General features: G+C 71.1%; 16 protein-coding genes and 1 pseudogene. 5 read left to right on the forward strand and 12 right to left on the reverse strand.

Going from position 1 to position 17,067, the window contains the following annotated elements:
- Positions 1-159: 159 nt before the first annotated feature.
- The 10 genes and pseudogenes from EST92_RS02475 to EST92_RS02520 all read right to left on the reverse strand — a co-directional run.
- Positions 160-480 (reverse strand): annotated as a pseudogene (locus tag EST92_RS02475) (pyruvate dehydrogenase); the annotation flags it as partial.
- 146 nt (positions 481-626) lie between these two features.
- Positions 627-1,634 (reverse strand): 1-aminocyclopropane-1-carboxylate deaminase, encoded by a 1,008-nt coding sequence (locus EST92_RS02480; protein WP_129279331.1) that lies wholly within the window; start codon positions 1,632-1,634, stop codon positions 627-629.
- 10 nt (positions 1,635-1,644) lie between these two features.
- Entirely contained in the window at positions 1,645-2,307 is a 663-nt protein-coding gene (locus EST92_RS02485) for a GntR family transcriptional regulator (protein WP_129279332.1), read from the reverse strand.
- Positions 2,308-2,546: 239 nt separating this feature from the next.
- On the reverse strand, positions 2,547-3,119 hold the full coding sequence (locus tag EST92_RS02490; protein ID WP_129279333.1) for a hypothetical protein: 573 nt from the start codon (positions 3,117-3,119) through the stop codon (positions 2,547-2,549).
- Positions 3,116-4,237 (reverse strand): ROK family glucokinase, encoded by a 1,122-nt coding sequence (locus EST92_RS02495; protein ID WP_129279334.1) that lies wholly within the window; start codon positions 4,235-4,237, stop codon positions 3,116-3,118. The genes EST92_RS02490 and EST92_RS02495 overlap by 4 nt, the downstream gene beginning before the upstream one ends.
- Before the next feature lie 238 nt (positions 4,238-4,475).
- A complete protein-coding gene (locus tag EST92_RS02500) occupies positions 4,476-5,285 on the reverse strand; it encodes an ATP-binding cassette domain-containing protein (RefSeq protein ID WP_129247282.1) in 810 nt (269 codons plus the stop codon).
- A complete protein-coding gene (locus EST92_RS02505; RefSeq protein ID WP_129279335.1) occupies positions 5,282-6,337 on the reverse strand; it encodes an ABC transporter permease in 1,056 nt (351 codons plus the stop codon). Before EST92_RS02505 ends, EST92_RS02500 begins: the two co-directional genes overlap by 4 nt.
- On the reverse strand, positions 6,334-7,308 hold the full coding sequence (locus tag EST92_RS02510; protein ID WP_129279350.1) for a sugar ABC transporter substrate-binding protein: 975 nt from the start codon (positions 7,306-7,308) through the stop codon (positions 6,334-6,336). Before EST92_RS02510 ends, EST92_RS02505 begins: the two co-directional genes overlap by 4 nt.
- A gap of 224 nt (positions 7,309-7,532) precedes the next feature.
- Entirely contained in the window at positions 7,533-8,549 is a 1,017-nt protein-coding gene (locus EST92_RS02515; protein ID WP_174243901.1) for a sugar ABC transporter substrate-binding protein, read from the reverse strand.
- Positions 8,550-9,003: 454 nt separating this feature from the next.
- Positions 9,004-9,723, reverse strand: coding sequence for a GntR family transcriptional regulator (locus EST92_RS02520; protein ID WP_129247356.1), 720 nt, complete (start codon positions 9,721-9,723; stop codon positions 9,004-9,006).
- Positions 9,724-10,069: 346 nt separating this feature from the next.
- Here EST92_RS02520 and EST92_RS02525 point away from each other — a divergent pair, with 346 nt between their 5' ends.
- Positions 10,070-10,468, forward strand: a complete 399-nt coding sequence (locus tag EST92_RS02525) for a VOC family protein (protein ID WP_129279336.1) — start codon at positions 10,070-10,072, stop codon at positions 10,466-10,468.
- A gap of 68 nt (positions 10,469-10,536) precedes the next feature.
- On the opposite strand, the gene eda is transcribed toward EST92_RS02525, so the two are convergent.
- Entirely contained in the window at positions 10,537-11,205 is a 669-nt protein-coding gene (eda, locus tag EST92_RS02530) for a bifunctional 4-hydroxy-2-oxoglutarate aldolase/2-dehydro-3-deoxy-phosphogluconate aldolase (protein ID WP_129279337.1), read from the reverse strand.
- Between the two features lie 544 nt (positions 11,206-11,749).
- Positions 11,750-12,199, reverse strand: coding sequence for a ribonuclease domain-containing protein (locus EST92_RS02540; RefSeq protein WP_129279338.1), 450 nt, complete (start codon positions 12,197-12,199; stop codon positions 11,750-11,752).
- Positions 12,200-12,561: 362 nt separating this feature from the next.
- Between EST92_RS02540 and EST92_RS02545 the strand changes: the two genes are divergently transcribed.
- The 4 genes from EST92_RS02545 (at position 12,562) to EST92_RS02560 (ending at position 16,806) form a co-directional block, all read left to right on the forward strand.
- Complete coding sequence (locus EST92_RS02545) at positions 12,562-12,951, forward strand: VOC family protein (protein WP_129279339.1); 390 nt, start codon at positions 12,562-12,564, stop codon at positions 12,949-12,951.
- Positions 12,952-13,130: 179 nt separating this feature from the next.
- Positions 13,131-13,757 carry an XRE family transcriptional regulator gene (locus tag EST92_RS02550; RefSeq protein WP_129279340.1) on the forward strand — a complete coding sequence of 209 codons (627 nt, stop codon included), beginning with the start codon at positions 13,131-13,133 and terminating at the stop codon, positions 13,755-13,757.
- Between the two features lie 38 nt (positions 13,758-13,795).
- Positions 13,796-13,984, forward strand: a complete 189-nt coding sequence (locus tag EST92_RS02555; RefSeq protein WP_129279341.1) for a DUF6126 family protein — start codon at positions 13,796-13,798, stop codon at positions 13,982-13,984.
- A 134-nt stretch (positions 13,985-14,118) separates the two neighbouring features.
- Complete coding sequence (locus EST92_RS02560; protein ID WP_129279342.1) at positions 14,119-16,806, forward strand: beta-N-acetylglucosaminidase domain-containing protein; 2,688 nt, start codon at positions 14,119-14,121, stop codon at positions 16,804-16,806.
- Positions 16,807-17,067: the final 261 nt, after the last annotated feature.

Here is a 17,067-nt window from a genome sequence, read left to right on the forward strand (position 1 = left end):
GCGACCACGCTGTCGGCTGATGCCGTAGTAGCGGCAGATGGCGGCAACGCTGCCGCTGACCTCCTCCACGTGGCGTAGCACCGCCAGCCGGTGCCTCGCCCGGCTTGATAGATCGCGTTCGGTCATCATGCAGGTCTCCTAGATACGAGAGACCCAGCCGTCAATAGCGTCCGTCAGTTTTAGACGGCTCGGGTAGGACTGCAGGCCGCCGAACGAGCGGAGCGTCGTGAGGTACGACGCGTCGAGGGTGCCCAGCAGGTAGTTGATCGCATGCAGCACCGGCGAGGCGTGGGGTTTGACCGAGACGCGGTCCTGCGCGGTCAGACCGTGGAACCACAGCGCGGTCATGATGGACGTCATCGACGCGCAGGATGCCTGGTGGCCGCCCACCTTCATTCCTGACGGGTTGCGGCGCACCCGGTTCGCGTGGTCGATGTCCGCGGTGGACAGCCACCGCACACGGCGCTCCACCGACTCCATCGCCGCACGCCCCAGGGTGCTCGGCTCGGCGGCGGGGCGTGTGGTGGCTGAACCCCCGGCGCCGGTCTCCTCCGTATGGTCCATGGCGGACCTCTTCCTGGTGGTGGCGGTCTGCGGTGACGGTGTGAGGTGACGGTCCGACCGGGTCAGTGAAAGAGGCTGCTGTAGGCGTTGAGGGCGGGCTGGCCGCCCAGGTGGGCGTAGAGGACGTGCGAGCTCTTGGGGATGTCTCCGCTGCGTACGAGGTCGATGAGGCCGGCCATGGACTTGCCCTCGTAGACCGGGTCGATGATCATGCCTTCGAGACGGCCGGTGAGGTGGATGGCGTCGAGGGTGGACCGGACGGGAATGCCGTAGGCGTCACCGGCCCAGCCCTCCAGGACGGTGACTTCGTCCTCGCGCAGATCCCTGCCGAGGCCGATGAGTTCGGCGGTGTGGCGAGCGATCTTCTCCACCTGGGCCCGGGTCTCGGTGATCTTGGCCGACGCGTCGATGCCCAGCACCCGGCGGGGCCGGTCCTGGCCCGCGAAGCCGGCAATCATGCCGGCCTGGGTACTGCCGGTGACGCTGCACACCACGATCGTGTCGAAGAAGACGCCCAACTCCCGTTCCTGCTGCTCCAGTTCGGAAGCCCAGTTGGCGAAGCCGAGGCCGCCGAGAGGGTGGTCCGAGGCCCCGGCGGGGATCGCGTAGGGGGTGCCGCCGGCCGCCCGGACGTGCTCCAGGGCCTGGTGCCAGCTGTCCTTGAAGCCGATGCCGAACCCCGCGCGCACCAGACGCACATCGGCTCCCATGACGCGGGACAGCAGGATGTTGCCCACCTTGTCGTTGGCCTCGTCCGGCCAGTCGACCCAGCTCTCCTGGACGAGGACGGCCCGCAGCCCCGCCTTGGCGGCGGCCGCGGCCACCTGCCGGGTGTGGTTGGACTGCACCCCACCGATACTGACCAGGGTGTCCGCGCCCTGTCGGAGCGCGTCGGGTATCAGGTACTCCAGCTTGCGGGTCTTGTTGCCGCCGAAGGCGAGCCCGCTGTTGCAGTCCTCCCGCTTGGCCCAGATGCGGGCACCGCCGAGATGCTCGCTGAGCCGGTCCAGTAGGTGCACGGGACTGGGGCCGAACAAGAGGGGGTAGCGCGCGAAGTCGGTGACGGGCATCGGTGCCTCCTTAACCGGGCGTGATGTCGAGCAGCGGCAGCAGTGTCTGCCAGTTGGCGCGGGTCGCGGACACGGCTCCCTCGGTGTCGCCGGCTTCGCAGAGCGCGATGATCCGGTCGTGCTGGGCGACCGAGCCCCGACCGCTCAACGAGGAGAAGCGCAACCGCTCCAGGCGTCGCAACAGTGGCGTGAACTGCTCCAGGACGGTACGGAGGGCCACGTTCGCGCAGACGGTCACCGCGACGTCGTGGAAGTCGTCATCGGCGGCGAGCGCCGCGTCGACGTCCTTGCGGCGCAGCGCCACGGCGAAGCGTGCGTTGGCTTCCCGCATGGCGTCGAGGTCGACCGCGGACAGGTGGGGCATCGCCTCGCGGACGGCGAGTTCGTGCAGCGCCGCGGTGACCGACTGGGCGTCGCGCACCGCACGGACATCGAGCGGACTGACGATGGTGTAGCGGCCCGGTTTCGTCTGCACGAGACCGTTCTGGTCCAAGCGCGCCAGGGCTTCCCGCACCGGAGTGCGGCTGACGCCCAGCCACTCCGACAGGTCGCCGTCGTTGAGGCGCTCACCCGGGGCGAGCGTGCCGTCGACGATGGCGTCCCGGATCGCTCGGTAGGCGTTCTCCCGAAGGAGAGATCTGGAGACGAGCCCTCGGCCCTCGGGAACCGGCATGCAATATATTGCACGCCGCACAACGGACAAATGTCAAGAGTCGCTCGGTGACCGGGACCGGTGGCAGCCCCGCCGGCACACTCCGGCGGGGTTCGGTTCGTCGGGCGGGAAATTCGGCGGCCCGGCCCGGAAATTCGGCAGCCCGGAAATCAGCGGGTCCCGGGGCCGGGCCGGGCCGCCGACGGCTTCGGAAACGGCTCCCGGGCGGGCCCACCACGGGCACCCGGGCGGGCCCAGGGTCAGAACCTCACGGTCGACACGGTGTAGACCACCGGGTGTCCGGGCTCGTCGTAGCTGACCATGATCCGCTGCGAGGGGCGCGGGGCCCGGTCCGTGGTCGTGGTGCCCGCCCACGGCAGGTCGTCGTCGAAGCCCCAGCCGACCTTGGACGCCTGTTCCGGCGAGATGGTCTGCTGCTGCTTCTTGAGCGCCGCGGTGCTGGTGCCGATGGCGTTGAGGTAGTGCTCCAGCCCCCAGTCGTTGGTCCGGAATTGGACGAACAGCGAGCTGGTCTGCCAGGCGTTGGTCTCGTAGTAGTAGACCGGGGTGGAGCCGATCGGGACCGGGACGTTGTAGATCCGCTGCTGGACCTTCGTGGGGAAGGCGTTGGTCAGACCGGTGGCGGCGGCCTCCGCCTCCTTGCCCTCGCCGCTGTCGCGGCTCTGCTCGGCGGAGATGACGATGTAGCCGGCCGGGATCGCGATCAGCAGAAAGACGATCAGTGCCGTCAGCAGGGGGCGACGGCGCTTGACGCGGGGCGGCGGGGCGGGGTGCGGGTCGTCGTGCAGGGGGTGCAGGTCGGTGTCGGTCATCGGCGGCCGGTCCGTTCATAGCGCTCGTACCGCTCGACGCGGCGCCGGTTGGCGCGCCGGAAGCGGCGGGCCACCAGGCGGGCCAGGTCGGCGGCGCCGACCATCCCGGCCTCGGGGCCCAACTGGGCCTTGGCGATGGTGGCTTCGGGACGGTAGCCGCGGCCGGTGAGCTGGCGCCGGAAGGCGTCCCGGGCCGGGCCGATCAGCAGGTCGTCGGCGGCGCTGACGCCCCCGCCGATGACGAAGCAGGACGGGTCGAGGGCGGCCGCGAGGTTGGCGATGCCGACGCCGAGCCACTGGCCGATCTCCTGGAGGAGTTCGACGCACATCGCGTCGCCCTCCCGGGCCAGCTCGGTGATCAGCGGTCCGGTGATGTCGCCGATGTGCCCGCCGACCCGCTCGATGATGTTGTACGCGACCGGGGAGTCGGCGGCGGCCAGCTCGCGGGCCTCGCGCACCAGGGCATTGCCGGAGCTGTACTGCTCCCAGCAGCCGCGGTTGCCGCACGGGCAGCGGTGGCCGCCCGGGACGACCTGCATGTGGCCGAATTCGCCGGCCACGCCGTACTTGCCGCGCTTGACCGCGCCGTCCTCCAGGATCGCGCCGCCGATGCCCGTCCCGAGCGTGATCATGACGAGGTGGTCCTCGCCGCGTCCGGCGCCGAAGCGCCACTCCGCCCAGGCGGCGGTGTTGGCGTCGTTGTCGACCATGACGGGGACGGCCAGGCGGCCGGCGAGACGGTCGCGCAGCGGCTCGTTGCGCCAGTTCAGGTGCGGGGCGAACAGCACCTTGCTGCGGTCCGCGTCGACCCAGCCGGCCGCGCCGATGCCCACCGCGTGGACGTCGTGCCGGTCGGAGAGGTCGAGCACCAGCTCGGTGATGGTGTCCTCGACGACCTTGGGGCTCTTGGACTTGTCCGGCGTCTCGGTGCGGACCTTCTCCAGAATGGTGCCGTCGGCGTCGACGACACCCGCCATGACCTTGGTACCGCCGATGTCGATGCCGACCGTGGGCACCCGGGGGGCGGTCAGGTGCGAGCGCCGCTCGCGGGTGCCGACCGTGCGCAGCACGGTGGCCCTGGCGGATCCGCGGTGCACCCGGTCCCGGTACATGCTCATCGACCCACCTCTTCGCCGGGACTCCCCCACTGCCTCAAGGGTGTGGGTGGTGCCCCCGTGCGGCTGCTGCGTGCGCGCAAGAGTCGTCTCGTCCCTGCGGGTCTCGGGAGGCCGGGGCCTCGATGTGCTGGTTCGCTGCGATTGTGCATCACCGGCGGCGTCCGGCGCACCGCGACCGACGGTGATGCGCCCCGCACGGCCCGGAGGCGGTGCGGGGCGCGGCGCTCCCACAGGTGTCTCAGTCGGGTCGATGGCCTCCGGGGAATTCCGGGGTCGCGGTGCGGGCCAGCTCGTGGCTGAGCTGCTCCAGCTCGCTGCCGCCTGCCATCTGGCGGGTCAGCTCCTCCAGGGCGATCTCCGTTTTGGCGTGACTGCCGGCCATCGTGCCGCGCTTGAGGAGCACGAAACGGTCGCCGACGAGATAGGCGTGGTGCGGGTTGTGGGTGATCAATACCACGCCGAGTCCGGCATCCCGGGCGGCCGCGACGTACTTGAGGACCACGCCGGACTGCTTGACGCCGAGCGCCGCCGTCGGCTCGTCCAGAACGAGGACCTTGGCACCGAAGTAGACGGCCCGGGCGATGGCGACGCACTGCCGCTCACCGCCGGACAGCGTCCCGATGGGCTGGTCGACGTCGCGCAGGTCGATGCCCATCCGCAGCAGCTCGCTGCGGGTGGTCTCGCGCATCGTTTTGACGTCGAGCCGCTTGAAGGGGCCCACGCCGGTGGTCGGTTCGGAGCCGAGGAAGAAGTTCCGCCACACCGGCATGAGCGGAACCACGGCCAGGTCCTGGTAGACGGTGGCGATGCCACGGTCCAGGGCCTCGCGCGGGGAGGACAGGGTGGTCTCCTCGCCCTCGATGGTGAACGAGCCCGCGTCGTGCCGGTGCAGCCCGGCGATGATCTTGATGAGGGTGGACTTGCCGGCACCGTTGTCGCCGAGCACACAGGAGATCTCCCCCGCGTGCACCTCCAGGGACACCCCCTCCAGTGCCCGGACGTTGCCGTAGTACTTGCTGACGTCGGCCAGCTCGACCAGCGCTGTCATGCCTTTTCCTCCGCCCGCTTGCGGACCCATGCGTTCAGGAGTGTGGCGAGCAGCAGCATCGCGCCGAGGAAGAACTTGTACCAGTCCGGGTTCCACTGCGCGTAGACGATGCCCTTGCTCGCCATGCCGAAGATGAAGGCGCCGACGGCCGCGCCGATCGCCGAGCCGAAGCCGCCGGTCATCAGACAGCCGCCGACCGCGGCCGCGATGATGTAGAGGAATTCGTTGCCCACCCCGTCGCCGGACTGGATCGCGTCGTACGAGAACAGCAGATGCTGGCCGGAGACCCAGGCGGCGAAGGCGACGCCCATGTAGAGGCCGACCTTGGTCTTGGTGACCGGGACGCCCACCGCCCGCGCGGCATCGGCGTTGCCGCCCACCGCGAAGATCCAGTTGCCGACGCGGGTGCGCAGCAGGATCCAGGTGGCGAAGCCGACCAGGACGAGCCACCACAGGATGGTGATCTGGATGTCGACGCTGCCGAGGGTCAGGTGCGAGGCGAAGACCGTACGGGCCGAGTCGAAGCCCTCCATGTCGGCGATGGACTTCGTCGAGACGGTGCCGTCGATCAGCTTGGTGAAGCCGAGGTTGAGGCCGGTCAGCATGAAGAAGGTGCCGAGCGTGATGATGAAGCTGGGCAGCTTCGTACGGGTCAGCAACAGTCCGTTGAACGCCCCGATGGCGAGGGTGACCAGCAGCGACACCCCGACGCCCACCCAGGTGTTGGCGGTCATCTGGTAGCTGAACATCGAGGAGATCAGCGCCGAGCTGACGACCATGACACCGGCCGACAGATCGAATTCCCCGCCGATCATCAACAGCGCCACCGGCACGGCCATGATGCCGATCGTCGAGGACGCATAGAGCACCGTGGAGAGGCTGGAGGCCTGCAGGAACGGCTCGGCGACGATCGAGAAGAAGACGAAGACGGCGGCGGCGCCGACGACCGAGCCCAGTTCGGGGCGGCTCATCAGTCTGCGCGTCAGGGAGCGGTGCAGCAGCCGTTCGTCGGCCTTGGCCGGCTGTACGGGGAACGACTCGGTCCGGCTCATCGGGTCCCCCGCTTCGTGTAGTCCTGCAGCGCGGCGGCGTCCTTCTTGGTGATCACCTGGGGTCCGGTGAGCACCGGCTTGCCGCCGCCGAGGACGTCGGAGTTGTACTTGTACAGCCACAGCAGGTCGACGGCCTCATAGCCCTGGAGGTAGGGCTGCTGGTCGACGGCGAAGCCGAGGGAGCCGTCCTTGAGCCCGGTCGCGACCTGGGCGTTCAGGTCGAAGGTGTCGATCTCGGCCTTGCTGCCGGCCTGTTCCCTGGCCTTGACGGCGGTGTCGGCGAACGGGGCGCCGAGCGTGACGACGGCGTCGATGCCCCGGTCCGCCTGGAGCTTGGACTCGATGGAGGACTGCACGTCGGGCATGTTGGTGCCCTCGACGTAGAGCTTCTGCAGATCGCCCTTGAAGGTCTTCTTGGCCCCGTCGCAACGCTGCTCGTGGCCCACGTTGCCCTGCTCGTGCAGTACGCACAGGGCCTTCTTCCGGCCGCGCTTGTTCAGCTCCTCACCGACCGCCTCACCGGCCACGGTCTCGTCCTGGCCGATGTGGCTGAGCGCGCCGAACGCCTTGGACTCGTCGGCGCCGGAGTTCACCGTGATCACCGGGATGCCGGCCTTCTCGGCCTTGGCGACCACGTCCTTCATGGCGTTGGGCTTTGCCAGCGAGACGATCAGCCCGTCGACCTTCTGGTCGATGTAGGACTGCACCAGCTGGCTCTGCCGCTGGGCCTCCTTGTCGTGCCCGTAGACGAACTTGATGTTGTCCTTGGCGGCGGCCTGCTGGGCACCGTTCTGCACGATGTCCCAGAAGGTGTCGCCATCTCCGGAGTGGGTGACCATCGCGAACGTCCACCGGGGGGTGTTCACCGCGGCCTTACCGCCGGCGATCTTGGCGTCGCGTTCCTGCTCCGCGCGCAGGCCTCCGGTGCTGCTGCACCCCGCCAGGGAGGCGCCGAGCACCGCCGCCAGCACGGCGCCGACGACGCGTCCCCTTCTTCGAACCCGTGCCACGAGGACTCGCCCTTCCCGCTGATGCTGCCGTGTCGGCCGCGTTGGTTGTATTCGCTGTCCGGATTGCCCGGTCCGTACGTGTGTCGTGTGGTGCCACGGCACCGGTCGGGCCGGCTCAACCGGCCAAGTATCCGTTACCGGTGATCTGTCCCGGTTCATGGGGTGGTCCCGTCTTTCCTGAGGCCTCACCGGGTGCCTCGCCCGGTGTACTCGGTGAGCTTCGGCACGTCCTTCTCGGTGACCAGGGCGGGCCCGGTGAGCACCGGCTTGCCGCCGCCGAGCACATCGGCGTTGGCCCGGTGGAGCCACAGCAGGTCCACCGCTTCGTAGCCCTGGAGGTAGGGCTGCTGGTCGACGGCGAAGGTGACGTCCTTGGCCTTGAGCAGCTTGACGACGGCGGAGTTCAGATCGAAGGTCGCGATCTGCGCGGAGCTGCCCGCCTGCTCCTTGGCCTTGACGGAGATCGCCGCCATCGGCGCACCGAGCGTGACGATCGCGTCGATGGACTTGTCGGACTGCAGCTTCGCCTCGACCGACGACTGCGAGGCCGGCGCGTTGGTGCCGTCGACATCGAGGTTCTCGACCGTCCCGTGGAAGGCCTTGCGGACCCCCGCGCAGCGGTCCTCCAGCGAGACGTTGCCCTGCTCGTGGATGACGCAGAGGGTCTTCTTCGCATGCCGGTTGTTGAGCTCCTCACCGACCGCGCGGCCGGCCACCGACTCGTCCTGCCCGATGTGGGTCAGCGCCCCGTACGCCTTGGAGAACTCGCCGCCGGAGTTGATGGTGATGACGGGAATGCCCCGCGCCACGGCCTTGCGGACGGCCGCCTGGACGGCCTCCGGCTTGGCGAGGGTGACGATCAGCCCGTCCACCTTCTGGTCGATGTACGACTGGATCAGCGCGGCCTGCTGGGCGCCCTCCTTGTCGTGGGCGTACAGGAACTTCACGTGGTCCTTGGCGGCCGCGTTCTCCGCGCCGTTCTGGACGATGTCCCAGAAGGTGTCGCCGTCTCCGGAGTGGCTGACCATCCCGATCGTCATGCGCGGGGTGGCGGCGCCCTTGTCCGCCTGGCCGCTGCCGTCCGTGGCGCCCTGGGCGGCGGCGCATCCGGTGGCCAGCGCGAGGGTGGTCAGTAAGGCGACGGCACGGCACACCGTGCCGCCGCGGACAGTGAGGGGGCCAGCCGTACGCACGCCGTTCATCGAGGAACCGCCTTTTCTCCCGGCCGCCGGAATGCGGTTGGAGGAGTTTGTAACGGCGCGCACGGAGCCACGTCAATGGTTTGTCAGAACATTCTGACGACTGGCCTTGAAGCGGCCCCGATAAAGCAGGGAATTACGGGCAATATCGCCTGGGCTGAAGCCTTCAGGGGGACGGGATGGCCGGTGCGAGGCCCCTCCGGTGCACCCGCACGGAGCGGGCGGGGAGGCAGGCGAAGGGACCTTCCCGGGGCGGGCGACAGCATCTGCCGGGGGGCGGGTGACGGCGTACGACGGTGCGGCGCGGTCCGCGGCTGGGGCGGCGCTCCGGGGCAGGCGAAAGCGCACCGCGGAGGCGGGAGACGGCGCGGCCGGGTCAGCGGCCGGAGCCGGGCACCGGTCGAGTCGGAGCCGGCCCGCGCCGAGGTCGTCCGGGGCGGGCGCGCGCCCGCCCCGCTCAGGGACGCACCAGCAGCTGGAACTCGAAGGCGTAACGGGAGGCGCGGTAGACGTGCGAGCCGAACTCGACGGCGCGCCCGGTGTCGTCGAACGTCGTCCGCTGCATCGTGAGCAGCGGGGCGCCCTCGGGCTCGTCGAGCCGCTCGCCCTCCTCCGCGGTCGCGGCGCGGGCGCCGACGGCCTGGCGGGCGCTGTGCAGGGTGATGCCGGCCGACCGCATCAGGCGGTACAGACCGGTCTCCTCCAGCGCGGCGGTCTCCAGCGGGAGCAGCCCCGCGGGAAGGTGGTTGCGCAGATGCGCGACGGGCTCGCCATGCGTCAGCCGCAGCCGCTCGACCAGCGCGACCTGGGCCCCCTCGGCGATCCCCAGCGCGGCGGCGACCTCGGCGTCGGCCTCGGTGGTGGTGTTGAGCAGCACCCGGGTGGCCGGCTTCTGTCCGGCCGCCTCCAGGTCGTCGTAGAGGCTGCTCAGCTCCAGCGGGCGCTTGACCTGGCTGTGGACCACCTGGGTGCCGATGCCGCGGCGGCGCACCAGCAGCCCCTTGTCGACCAGCGACTGGATGGCCTGCCGGACCGTCGGCCGGGACAGCCCCAGCCGGCCGGCCAGCTCGATCTCGTTGCCGAGCAGGCTGCCGGGTGCCAGTTTGCCGTTCTCGATCGCGGCCTCCAGCTGCTGGGACAGCTGGAAATACAACGGGACCGGACTGCTCCGGTCCACGCTGAACTGGACGGGGCTCCCGGCGCCCAGGGCCTCTTCACTCTCGCGTTTCCCCACGCTCGCGAGCGTATCCGCCCGCGCAGATGACGGGAAGTCCGGAGGTCACATTGTCCGGACAAGGCGGGTGCGGGCACCGTGCCGGTGGGTGCGGGCCCCGTGCCGGTGAGTGCGGGCGGACGTCCGGGACTCGGCGCCCTCGGCGTACGGCGACCGGGCACGGCTCGCGGAGGTGCCGGCAACCGCGGGCGGCGTCGGCGGCCGCACGGAAGAATCCGTCCGGCACCTCCCGCCGCACTGCCCGGTCCCCGGGCCGGCAGCCGCCCGTCCCGCCCCGAAGGAGCCACCCGTGCCCGTACGCCGCGTCGTCCCGAACATCCAGTGCGACGCCCTGGAGGAGAACCGCACGTTCTACGGCCTGCTGGGCATGGAGGAGGTGATGAACCAGGGCTGGGTGATGACCCTCGCCTCCCCCGCCAACCCCACCGCCCAGCTCTCCTTCCTCACCCACGACAGGACCGCCCCGGTCACCCCCGACCTGAGCATCGAGGTCGAGGACGTGGACGCGGCCTACGCGGCCGTGCTGAGCTCCGGCGCACCGATCGTCCGGTCGCTCCAGGACGAGGAGTGGGGCGTCCGCCGCTTCTTCGTCAAGGACCCGAACGGCCGGGTGGTCAATGTCCTCGCGCACACGGCCGCACCCGCCGACCACACTGCCGCCACCGAGCACACCGGCACCGGCGGCTGATCGCCCGCGGGGGCCGCCCGGACCCCGGGCTCCGCCCGGGGTCCGGGCGGCGGCGAACCGACGGGGCGTCAGTCCTCGTAGAGGTCCGCGCTGCCCCGCGTCGTCCGACGGTCGGGGGCTGCCTCGTCGAGACGGACGAGGAGGTCGGCGGCGCGCTTGGCGACGGTGTCCCGGTCGCCCTCGGAGAGGGCCGCGCCCATCCCGACCGCGACCGCGCCCGCGGCGATCCACTCCGGCGCGCTGTCGACCGTCACCCCGCCCGTCGGCAGCAGCGGCACCTGCGGCAGCGCGGCCCGGACCTCCGTCAGCCAGGACGGGTCGTGCGCCGCGGCGGGGAACAGCTTGAGCGCGTCCGCACCGAGTTCGAGGCCGCGGACCATCTCGGTCGGCGTCGACACACCGGGGAAGACCGGCACGCCATAGCGGTGGCCGGTACGGATGACCTCGGCGTCCAGGCTGGGGGAGACCAGGTAGCGGGCGCCCGCGTCGACCGCCATCCGGGCCGATACCGCGTCAAGGACCGTGCCCGCGCCGATGATCGCGTCGTCACCGAGCTCGCGGGAGAGCGTGGTGACCGCTTCCAGGGCGAAGGGGGTGGTGAGAGATATCTCCAGGCTGGTGATGCCGGCTGACAGCAGGGTGTCGGCGGTGGCGCTCGCCTCGTCATAGGTCCTGCTGCGGACGATGGCGAAAACCCGCTGCGCCAGTGCGGCCCGGGTGATCTCCCAGCGATACACGGCAGTTCGCCGTCCTTTCTTGTCTCCGACAGTGCATGCCGTCCGGTACGTGGCCCATGGCGGACAGGGCACGTTCCGGGGCGCTTCCCGGCAGCTGACCACAGAGGGCCTTTTTCCGCCGATGACCGCCCGCTCCTCGTTTCTACCGAAACGCTACCGGGAACCACCGACAATCCTCTCTCGGGGGTGCGCCCCATGCGCCCCTTCTGCCGAGAACGGGGAGAAGAAGCAGGTCGGAGGGGGCGCACAGCACGACGGCGGCCGGGGTGCGTGGGCACCCCGGCCGCCGTGGGCTCCGGACAACGGAACCGGCGGGTCCCGTTGCTCCGTTCTCCCGTTGTTTAGGTTGCTCCCGTTGCTTCGGTTGCTTCCGTTGTTTCGATTGCTTGCGTTGCTTCGGCTGCTTGCGTTGCTTCGGCTGCTTGCGTTGCTTCCTGTGGTTTCCGCCGTGCGGTCGTTCCGGCCTTCCGGCGTCAGTCCGGCCGGCTGGGACACTCACCCAACCACCGGCGTACGGTCCCGCCGACCGGCCGGCCCGCCGGCCTCAGCAGCCGCGGTCGACGAGTTCGAACGACGAGTAGTGGTCGGCGGTGTAGTAGTCCTCGTCCTTCTTCTGACCGGCCACGATGCGGCGCGCACCGCGGTCGGGCGAGCCCGGCGTGACGACGGTGTACTCGTGGTAGTAGTCGGCGCTCTGGTCCGGGAGGACGTGCTCCCGGTTGTCGAAGACCGTGCCGTCCTTCGGATAGGGGTAGGGCCCGCCCTTCGCGATCAGGTCGAGGGTGTCATGGGCCTGTGAGGGCAGCTTGGAGTAGCAGACCTTGCCGATGTCCGTGACGTGCGCGGTCGTCGCGTGCGCCGTCGTGGCGTACGAGGTGGCCGGGTGCGTCGTGGCGACGGCGGGGGTGGCGGAAACAGCGGTTCCGCCGATGAGAAGGGCCGATGCGAGGGCGCCTGCGGCGCCGATCCTGGTGATCCGTGGGGGGATTCTCATGCCTCCCAGAATGACGCGCGTAGACATGGCCCTGTCAATCCCAAGCGGCGGAAGTTTTCCGGGAGTTCACACGGTTCACCCATTTGCCTGCTCTTCGACGGAGCGTCAAAAACGGGTGTGGAAAGTCCCTTTCGTGATCGGGATGCGTACACACCGCGGGCCGTCCGCCCCCCTTTCCGGCAGGACGAGCCGTCCCGTACCGCAGGCCTCTCCGGCGCGACGGGCCGTCCCACCGTCGGACGGACCGTGATCCCGGCGGCTTGGGGTTGAATTCACGGTTGAACGGGACCGACCCCGGGCGCGCGGCGCCACGGGCCGGGCCGGACCGCACCCGGTTCGGCCCACATCACGGGAGGTAATCCATGCGGGTCAAGGACTTCGATCACCTGGTGCTCAAGGTGCAGGACATCGAGCGCGCGCTGGAGTTCTACTGCGGGCCGCTCGGGCTGGAGCCGGTCCGGGTGGAGGAGTGGCGGGCCGGCGACGCCCCCTTCCCGTCGGTGCGGGTCAGCCCGAGCACGATCATCGATCTGATCGTCGGCGACGCCCGCGGCGGGTCCAACGTCGATCACCTCTGCCTGGTCGTCGAACCGCTGGACTGGCAACAGGTCATCGACTCGGGACAGTTCACCGTGGTCGACGGCCCGGGCAGCCGGTACGGCGCGCGGGGCGAGGCACAGTCGATCTACGTCGAGGATCCGGACGGAAACACCATCGAGCTGCGCTGGTACCCGCAGGACGCCGGGGAGTGAGACGGGACTGAGACCGGCCGGGGGCGGGCAGCCCGGGCGCCGGGGGCCGCCCGCCCGACGGTTCGCAGGTGCAGCCCCCTAGTGCTGTCGTTTGGATCAAGCCGGGCTCGCAAGGCAGGGGCCTTTGCCTCAGAGGCAAATCTTTTGCCCGGCGGGTGAAAGGTCGTTATACCGGGGACATGACCGAGCTCCCCGACGAGCCCTCCGGCGCTCCGCCGGAGGAGCTGGCCACCGTCGCACCGCGCCTGCGTGACCTGCGGCGACGCAGTGGACTCACGCTGGAGACGGCGGCCCGGCTGGTGGGTCTGTCGGCCGCGCATCTCTCGCGGCTGGAGACCGGCCGGCGGCAGCCGTCGCTGCCGATGCTGCTGGCGCTGTCGCGCACCTACGGCACCACGGTATCCGACCTGCTCGGCGAGACCGCGCCGGAGCGGGACCCGATCGTGCGGGCCGGCCGCGCCGAACCGTCCCGGGCCGGCGGCTGGACGTACTGGACCGTCGGCGGCCCCGGGCGGGCGATGCAGGCGCTGCGGGTGCACGTGCCGCAGCGGGCGCAGGGCGAGTTGGTGCGGGTGCATCCCGGCGAGGAGTGGCTGTACGTCCTCGACGGGCGGCTGCGGCTGACGCTCGGGGCGGCGGTGCACGTGCTGGATCCGGGGGACGCGGCGCACTTCGACTCGCTGACCCCGCACCGTATCGCCGCCGCCTCGCCGGGCGGCACGGAGCTGTTGTTCGTCCACACCCTGCTGCAGAGCGGGGCCGCCGACCTGTGCCTCGGCGACGACGCGAGGCACCGCGGGCAGTGAGCCCCGGCGCCGCTCTCGACGGAAGGACCGTATCCGCCATGCCCGATCAGACCACCCCTGCCACTCCCCCGCCGGCGGAGCAGCTGCCCGAGGCGGCGTCCGGACGGCGGTACGTCGAGAACAAGCCGCCCCGTGGGCTCTATGTGCGGGTCTTCATTTACGTCGTCGCGACGCATGCGCTGCTGGCGTTCATGAGTCTCCTGGTGGTCCTCGCCAAGACGCGGTGACGCCGGGACCGGCAACGTCCATCCCTTCGGCCCGAAAGTCCATGGCCCGGGCACCGCGGCCGGGTGAAGCCTGCTGGCGCACACGGCTCGCAGCACTCCCGCCCGCACCGCGTCGTGCCGAGGAGGACCGAAGGATGCACCGAACCCGCACCGCGGCGGCCACCGCGCTGGCCATGGCCCTGGCCGTGGTCCCTCTGACGGGCATGTCGGGGCCGCCGGGCACCGGCAACGACCGGGCACCGGACGGCGCCCGGGACCGGCCCGTGGCTGCCGCGGCCCCGTCCCTGTCCCCCACGCCCCACTCCGTCCAACGCCGGTCCGACCAGGTCACCCTGACCCCCTCCGTGACCCTCGTCGCGGGCCCGAAGGCCGATGCCGCCGCGGTGTCGGTCGTCGAGGCGGCGCTGGCCGACGCCGGTGCGCAGCACGTCGTACGGGCCGGGCGGGCGCCGGGCGGCGGGCAGCTCACGGTGTACGTGGACGGCGCGGGCGCAGCCCGGGCGCTGGCGGAGCTGGGCGCACGGGGGCCCGACGGGCTGCCCGCCGACGGCTATGCGCTGGCCGTCGGCGAGGGGCGGATCGCCTTGTCCGGCAAGGACGCCACCGGCACGTATTACGCCGCGCAGACGCTGCGGCAGCTGCTGCCGCACCGGGCCCGGCCGGGCGCCCGGGTGGCAGGCACGGTCGTACGGGACTGGCCGGCCACCCCGCTGCGCGGTGTCATCGAGGGCTTCTACGGCACCCCGTGGTCCCACGAAGCCCGGCTCGACCAGCTCGACTTCTACGGCGCGCACAAGATGAACCTCTATGTGTACTCGCCGAAGGACGATGCCTACCTCCGGGAGAAGTGGCGTGACCCGTACCCCGCGGAGCGGCTCGCGCAGCTCAAGGAGCTGGTGGACCGGGCGCGGCAGCGGCATGTGGAGTTCACCTACGCGCTCTCCCCTGGGCTGTCCGTCTGCTACAGCTCCGACGCGGACCTCAGGGCGCTGACCGCCAAGTTCCAGACACTGTGGGACATCGGCGTACGGACCTTTGCGGTGCCGCTGGACGACATCAGCTACACGGACTGGAACTGCGCGGCGGACAAGGACCGGTTCGGGACCGGCGGCGGGGCGGCGGGGGCCGCGCAGGCGTATCTGCTCAACCGTGTGCAGCGGGAGTTCATCGCCGCGCATCCGGGCGCCGCGCCGCTCCAGATGGTGCCGACCGAGTACTCCGACGTGCAGTCGTCGCCGTACAAGAAGGCACTGGCCACTCAGCTGGACCCGAAGGTGCTGGTGGAGTGGACGGGTGTGGGGGTGATCGCACCGACGATGACGGTGAGTCAGGCGCAGCAGGCCCGGGAGGCCTTCGGGCACCCGATCCTGACCTGGGACAACTACCCGGTCAACGACTATGTGACGAACCGGCTGCTGCTCGGGCCGTTCCACGGCCGGGAGAAGGGGCTGCCGGAGCAGCTGGCGGGGATCACCGCGAACCCGATGATCCAGCCCGCCGCCTCCAAACTCGCCCTGTACACGGTGGCCGACTACGCCTGGAACGACACGGCGTACGACGCCCGGGCCTCCTGGGGCGCGGCGATCGAGGAGCTGGCGGGCGGCGATGCCCGTACGGCACGGGCGCTGCGGGCCTTCGCCGATACGGGTTACTCCTCGGCGCTCAACCCGCAGCAGTCCCCCGAACTGGCCGCCGCCATCGCCGAGTTCACGGCGGGCGGGCCGGCGGGGCGGCTCGATGCGGTGCTGCGGACCCTGGAGGACGCCCCGGCCGTCCTGCGCGACCGGCTCCCCGACCGCGGCTTCGTCCAGGACAGCGCCCCCTGGCTGGACGCGACGCACGCCTGGGGCGTCGCGGCACGTACCGCGCTGCGGCTGATCGAGGCGACCACGGCGGGCGACGGCGCGCAGGCCTGGGAACTACGGCAGCAGATACCGGAGTTGGTGCGGGCAGCGCGGTCCTTCGTCTATGTGGACATGCGGGGGAAGAAGGTCCCGGTGCTGGTGGCGGACGGGGTGCTGGACACCTTCGTCGAGGATGCGGTGGCCGCGCACGACCGGGCGCTGGGGGTCACCGGCCGCCCCCGGGCATCGACGGACCTCTCCGTCTACCAGGACAACGCGCCCTCCCGGATGACCGACGGTGAGGACGCCACGTACTTCTGGAGCGGGGCGGTGCCCCGGGCCGGTTCCGTCGTCGGACTGGATCTGCGGGCCGAGCGTCCGCTGGGCCCCGTCACCCTGTCCATGGGCAAGAGCGACAGCCCGGACGACTATCTGCAGCACGGCGTCCTCGAATACTCCTCGGACCGGACGACCTGGCGGCAGCTGGCCACCTTCGACGGGAAGGCCGAGGTGACCGCCGTGCCGCCGGCCGGCGCCACGGCCCGGTACGTCCGGGCGCGGGCCACCCGGGCCCAGGACAACTGGCTGGTGGTACGCGAGTTCACGGTGTCCGGGGCCGAGCCGGCGACGGTGGCCGGGGGCCCGCCCGCGGCCGGCGGCAGCGCGCTGCGGTCGGCGGGGGACGGCGATCCGGCGACGGTCTACCGCGCGGCGCGGGCACCCCAGCCGGGCGAGGCGCTGGAGTTCACTCCCTCCGCACCCCGCACGGCACGGTCCGTGGTGGTGCTGCGGCCGCACGGCGCGACCGGCCCGGCGGCGCGGATCGAGGTCCGTACGGGTGGTGTCTGGCGCACGCTCGGCACCCTGTCCGGTGCGTATACGCGGCTTGCGGCAGGCGGCGGTGCGATCGAGGCCGTACGGCTGGCCTGGCGGGACCCCTCGGCGGTCCCCGAGGTCAATGAGGTGATTCTGCACTGAGCGGCGGGCCGCACGGGACGGCCGCGCCCGCGACGACGCGGTATGCCGCGCGGCCTGCCGCGTCGTCCGGCCATGACGGGTCCGCGGGCCGTCCGCTTCGCCCGGACGGCCCGCGTCATCCCACCCGCGGCCGGTCTCCCGCGTCCTAATCTGAGGCGCTGGCCACCGCCCTCGCCCCGGAGGAGACCGACACCATGGCCCGACCCGCGCCGCCGGGCCGGTCGCGCCGTGCGGCCGCAGCACCACCACGGACCGTGCCGT

Source organism: Streptomyces sp. TM32, assembly GCF_004122755.1.
In the GTDB taxonomy this organism is placed as follows: domain Bacteria; phylum Actinomycetota; class Actinomycetes; order Streptomycetales; family Streptomycetaceae; genus Streptomyces; species Streptomyces sioyaensis.

What these genes read in the sequence shown, in the direction of transcription:
- EST92_RS02480 (WP_129279331.1), bottom strand. Translation starts at nt 1,634, where the DNA reads ATGCCCGTCACCGACTTCGCGCGCTACCCCCTCTTGTTCGGCCCCAGT.
- EST92_RS02485 (WP_129279332.1), bottom strand. Translation starts at nt 2,307, where the DNA reads ATGCCGGTTCCCGAGGGCCGAGGGCTCGTCTCCAGATCTCTCCTTCGG.
- EST92_RS02490 (WP_129279333.1), bottom strand. Translation starts at nt 3,119, where the DNA reads ATGACCGACACCGACCTGCACCCCCTGCACGACGACCCGCACCCCGCC.
- EST92_RS02495 (WP_129279334.1), bottom strand. Translation starts at nt 4,237, where the DNA reads ATGAGCATGTACCGGGACCGGGTGCACCGCGGATCCGCCAGGGCCACC.
- EST92_RS02500 (WP_129247282.1), bottom strand. Translation starts at nt 5,285, where the DNA reads ATGACAGCGCTGGTCGAGCTGGCCGACGTCAGCAAGTACTACGGCAAC.
- EST92_RS02505 (WP_129279335.1), bottom strand. Translation starts at nt 6,337, where the DNA reads ATGAGCCGGACCGAGTCGTTCCCCGTACAGCCGGCCAAGGCCGACGAA.
- EST92_RS02515 (WP_174243901.1), bottom strand. Translation starts at nt 8,549, where the DNA reads ATGAACGGCGTGCGTACGGCTGGCCCCCTCACTGTCCGCGGCGGCACG.
- EST92_RS02540 (WP_129279338.1), bottom strand. Translation starts at nt 12,199, where the DNA reads ATGAGAATCCCCCCACGGATCACCAGGATCGGCGCCGCAGGCGCCCTC.
- EST92_RS02545 (WP_129279339.1), top strand. Translation starts at nt 12,562, where the DNA reads ATGCGGGTCAAGGACTTCGATCACCTGGTGCTCAAGGTGCAGGACATC.
- EST92_RS02550 (WP_129279340.1), top strand. Translation starts at nt 13,131, where the DNA reads ATGACCGAGCTCCCCGACGAGCCCTCCGGCGCTCCGCCGGAGGAGCTG.
- EST92_RS02555 (WP_129279341.1), top strand. Translation starts at nt 13,796, where the DNA reads ATGCCCGATCAGACCACCCCTGCCACTCCCCCGCCGGCGGAGCAGCTG.
- EST92_RS02560 (WP_129279342.1), top strand. Translation starts at nt 14,119, where the DNA reads ATGCACCGAACCCGCACCGCGGCGGCCACCGCGCTGGCCATGGCCCTG.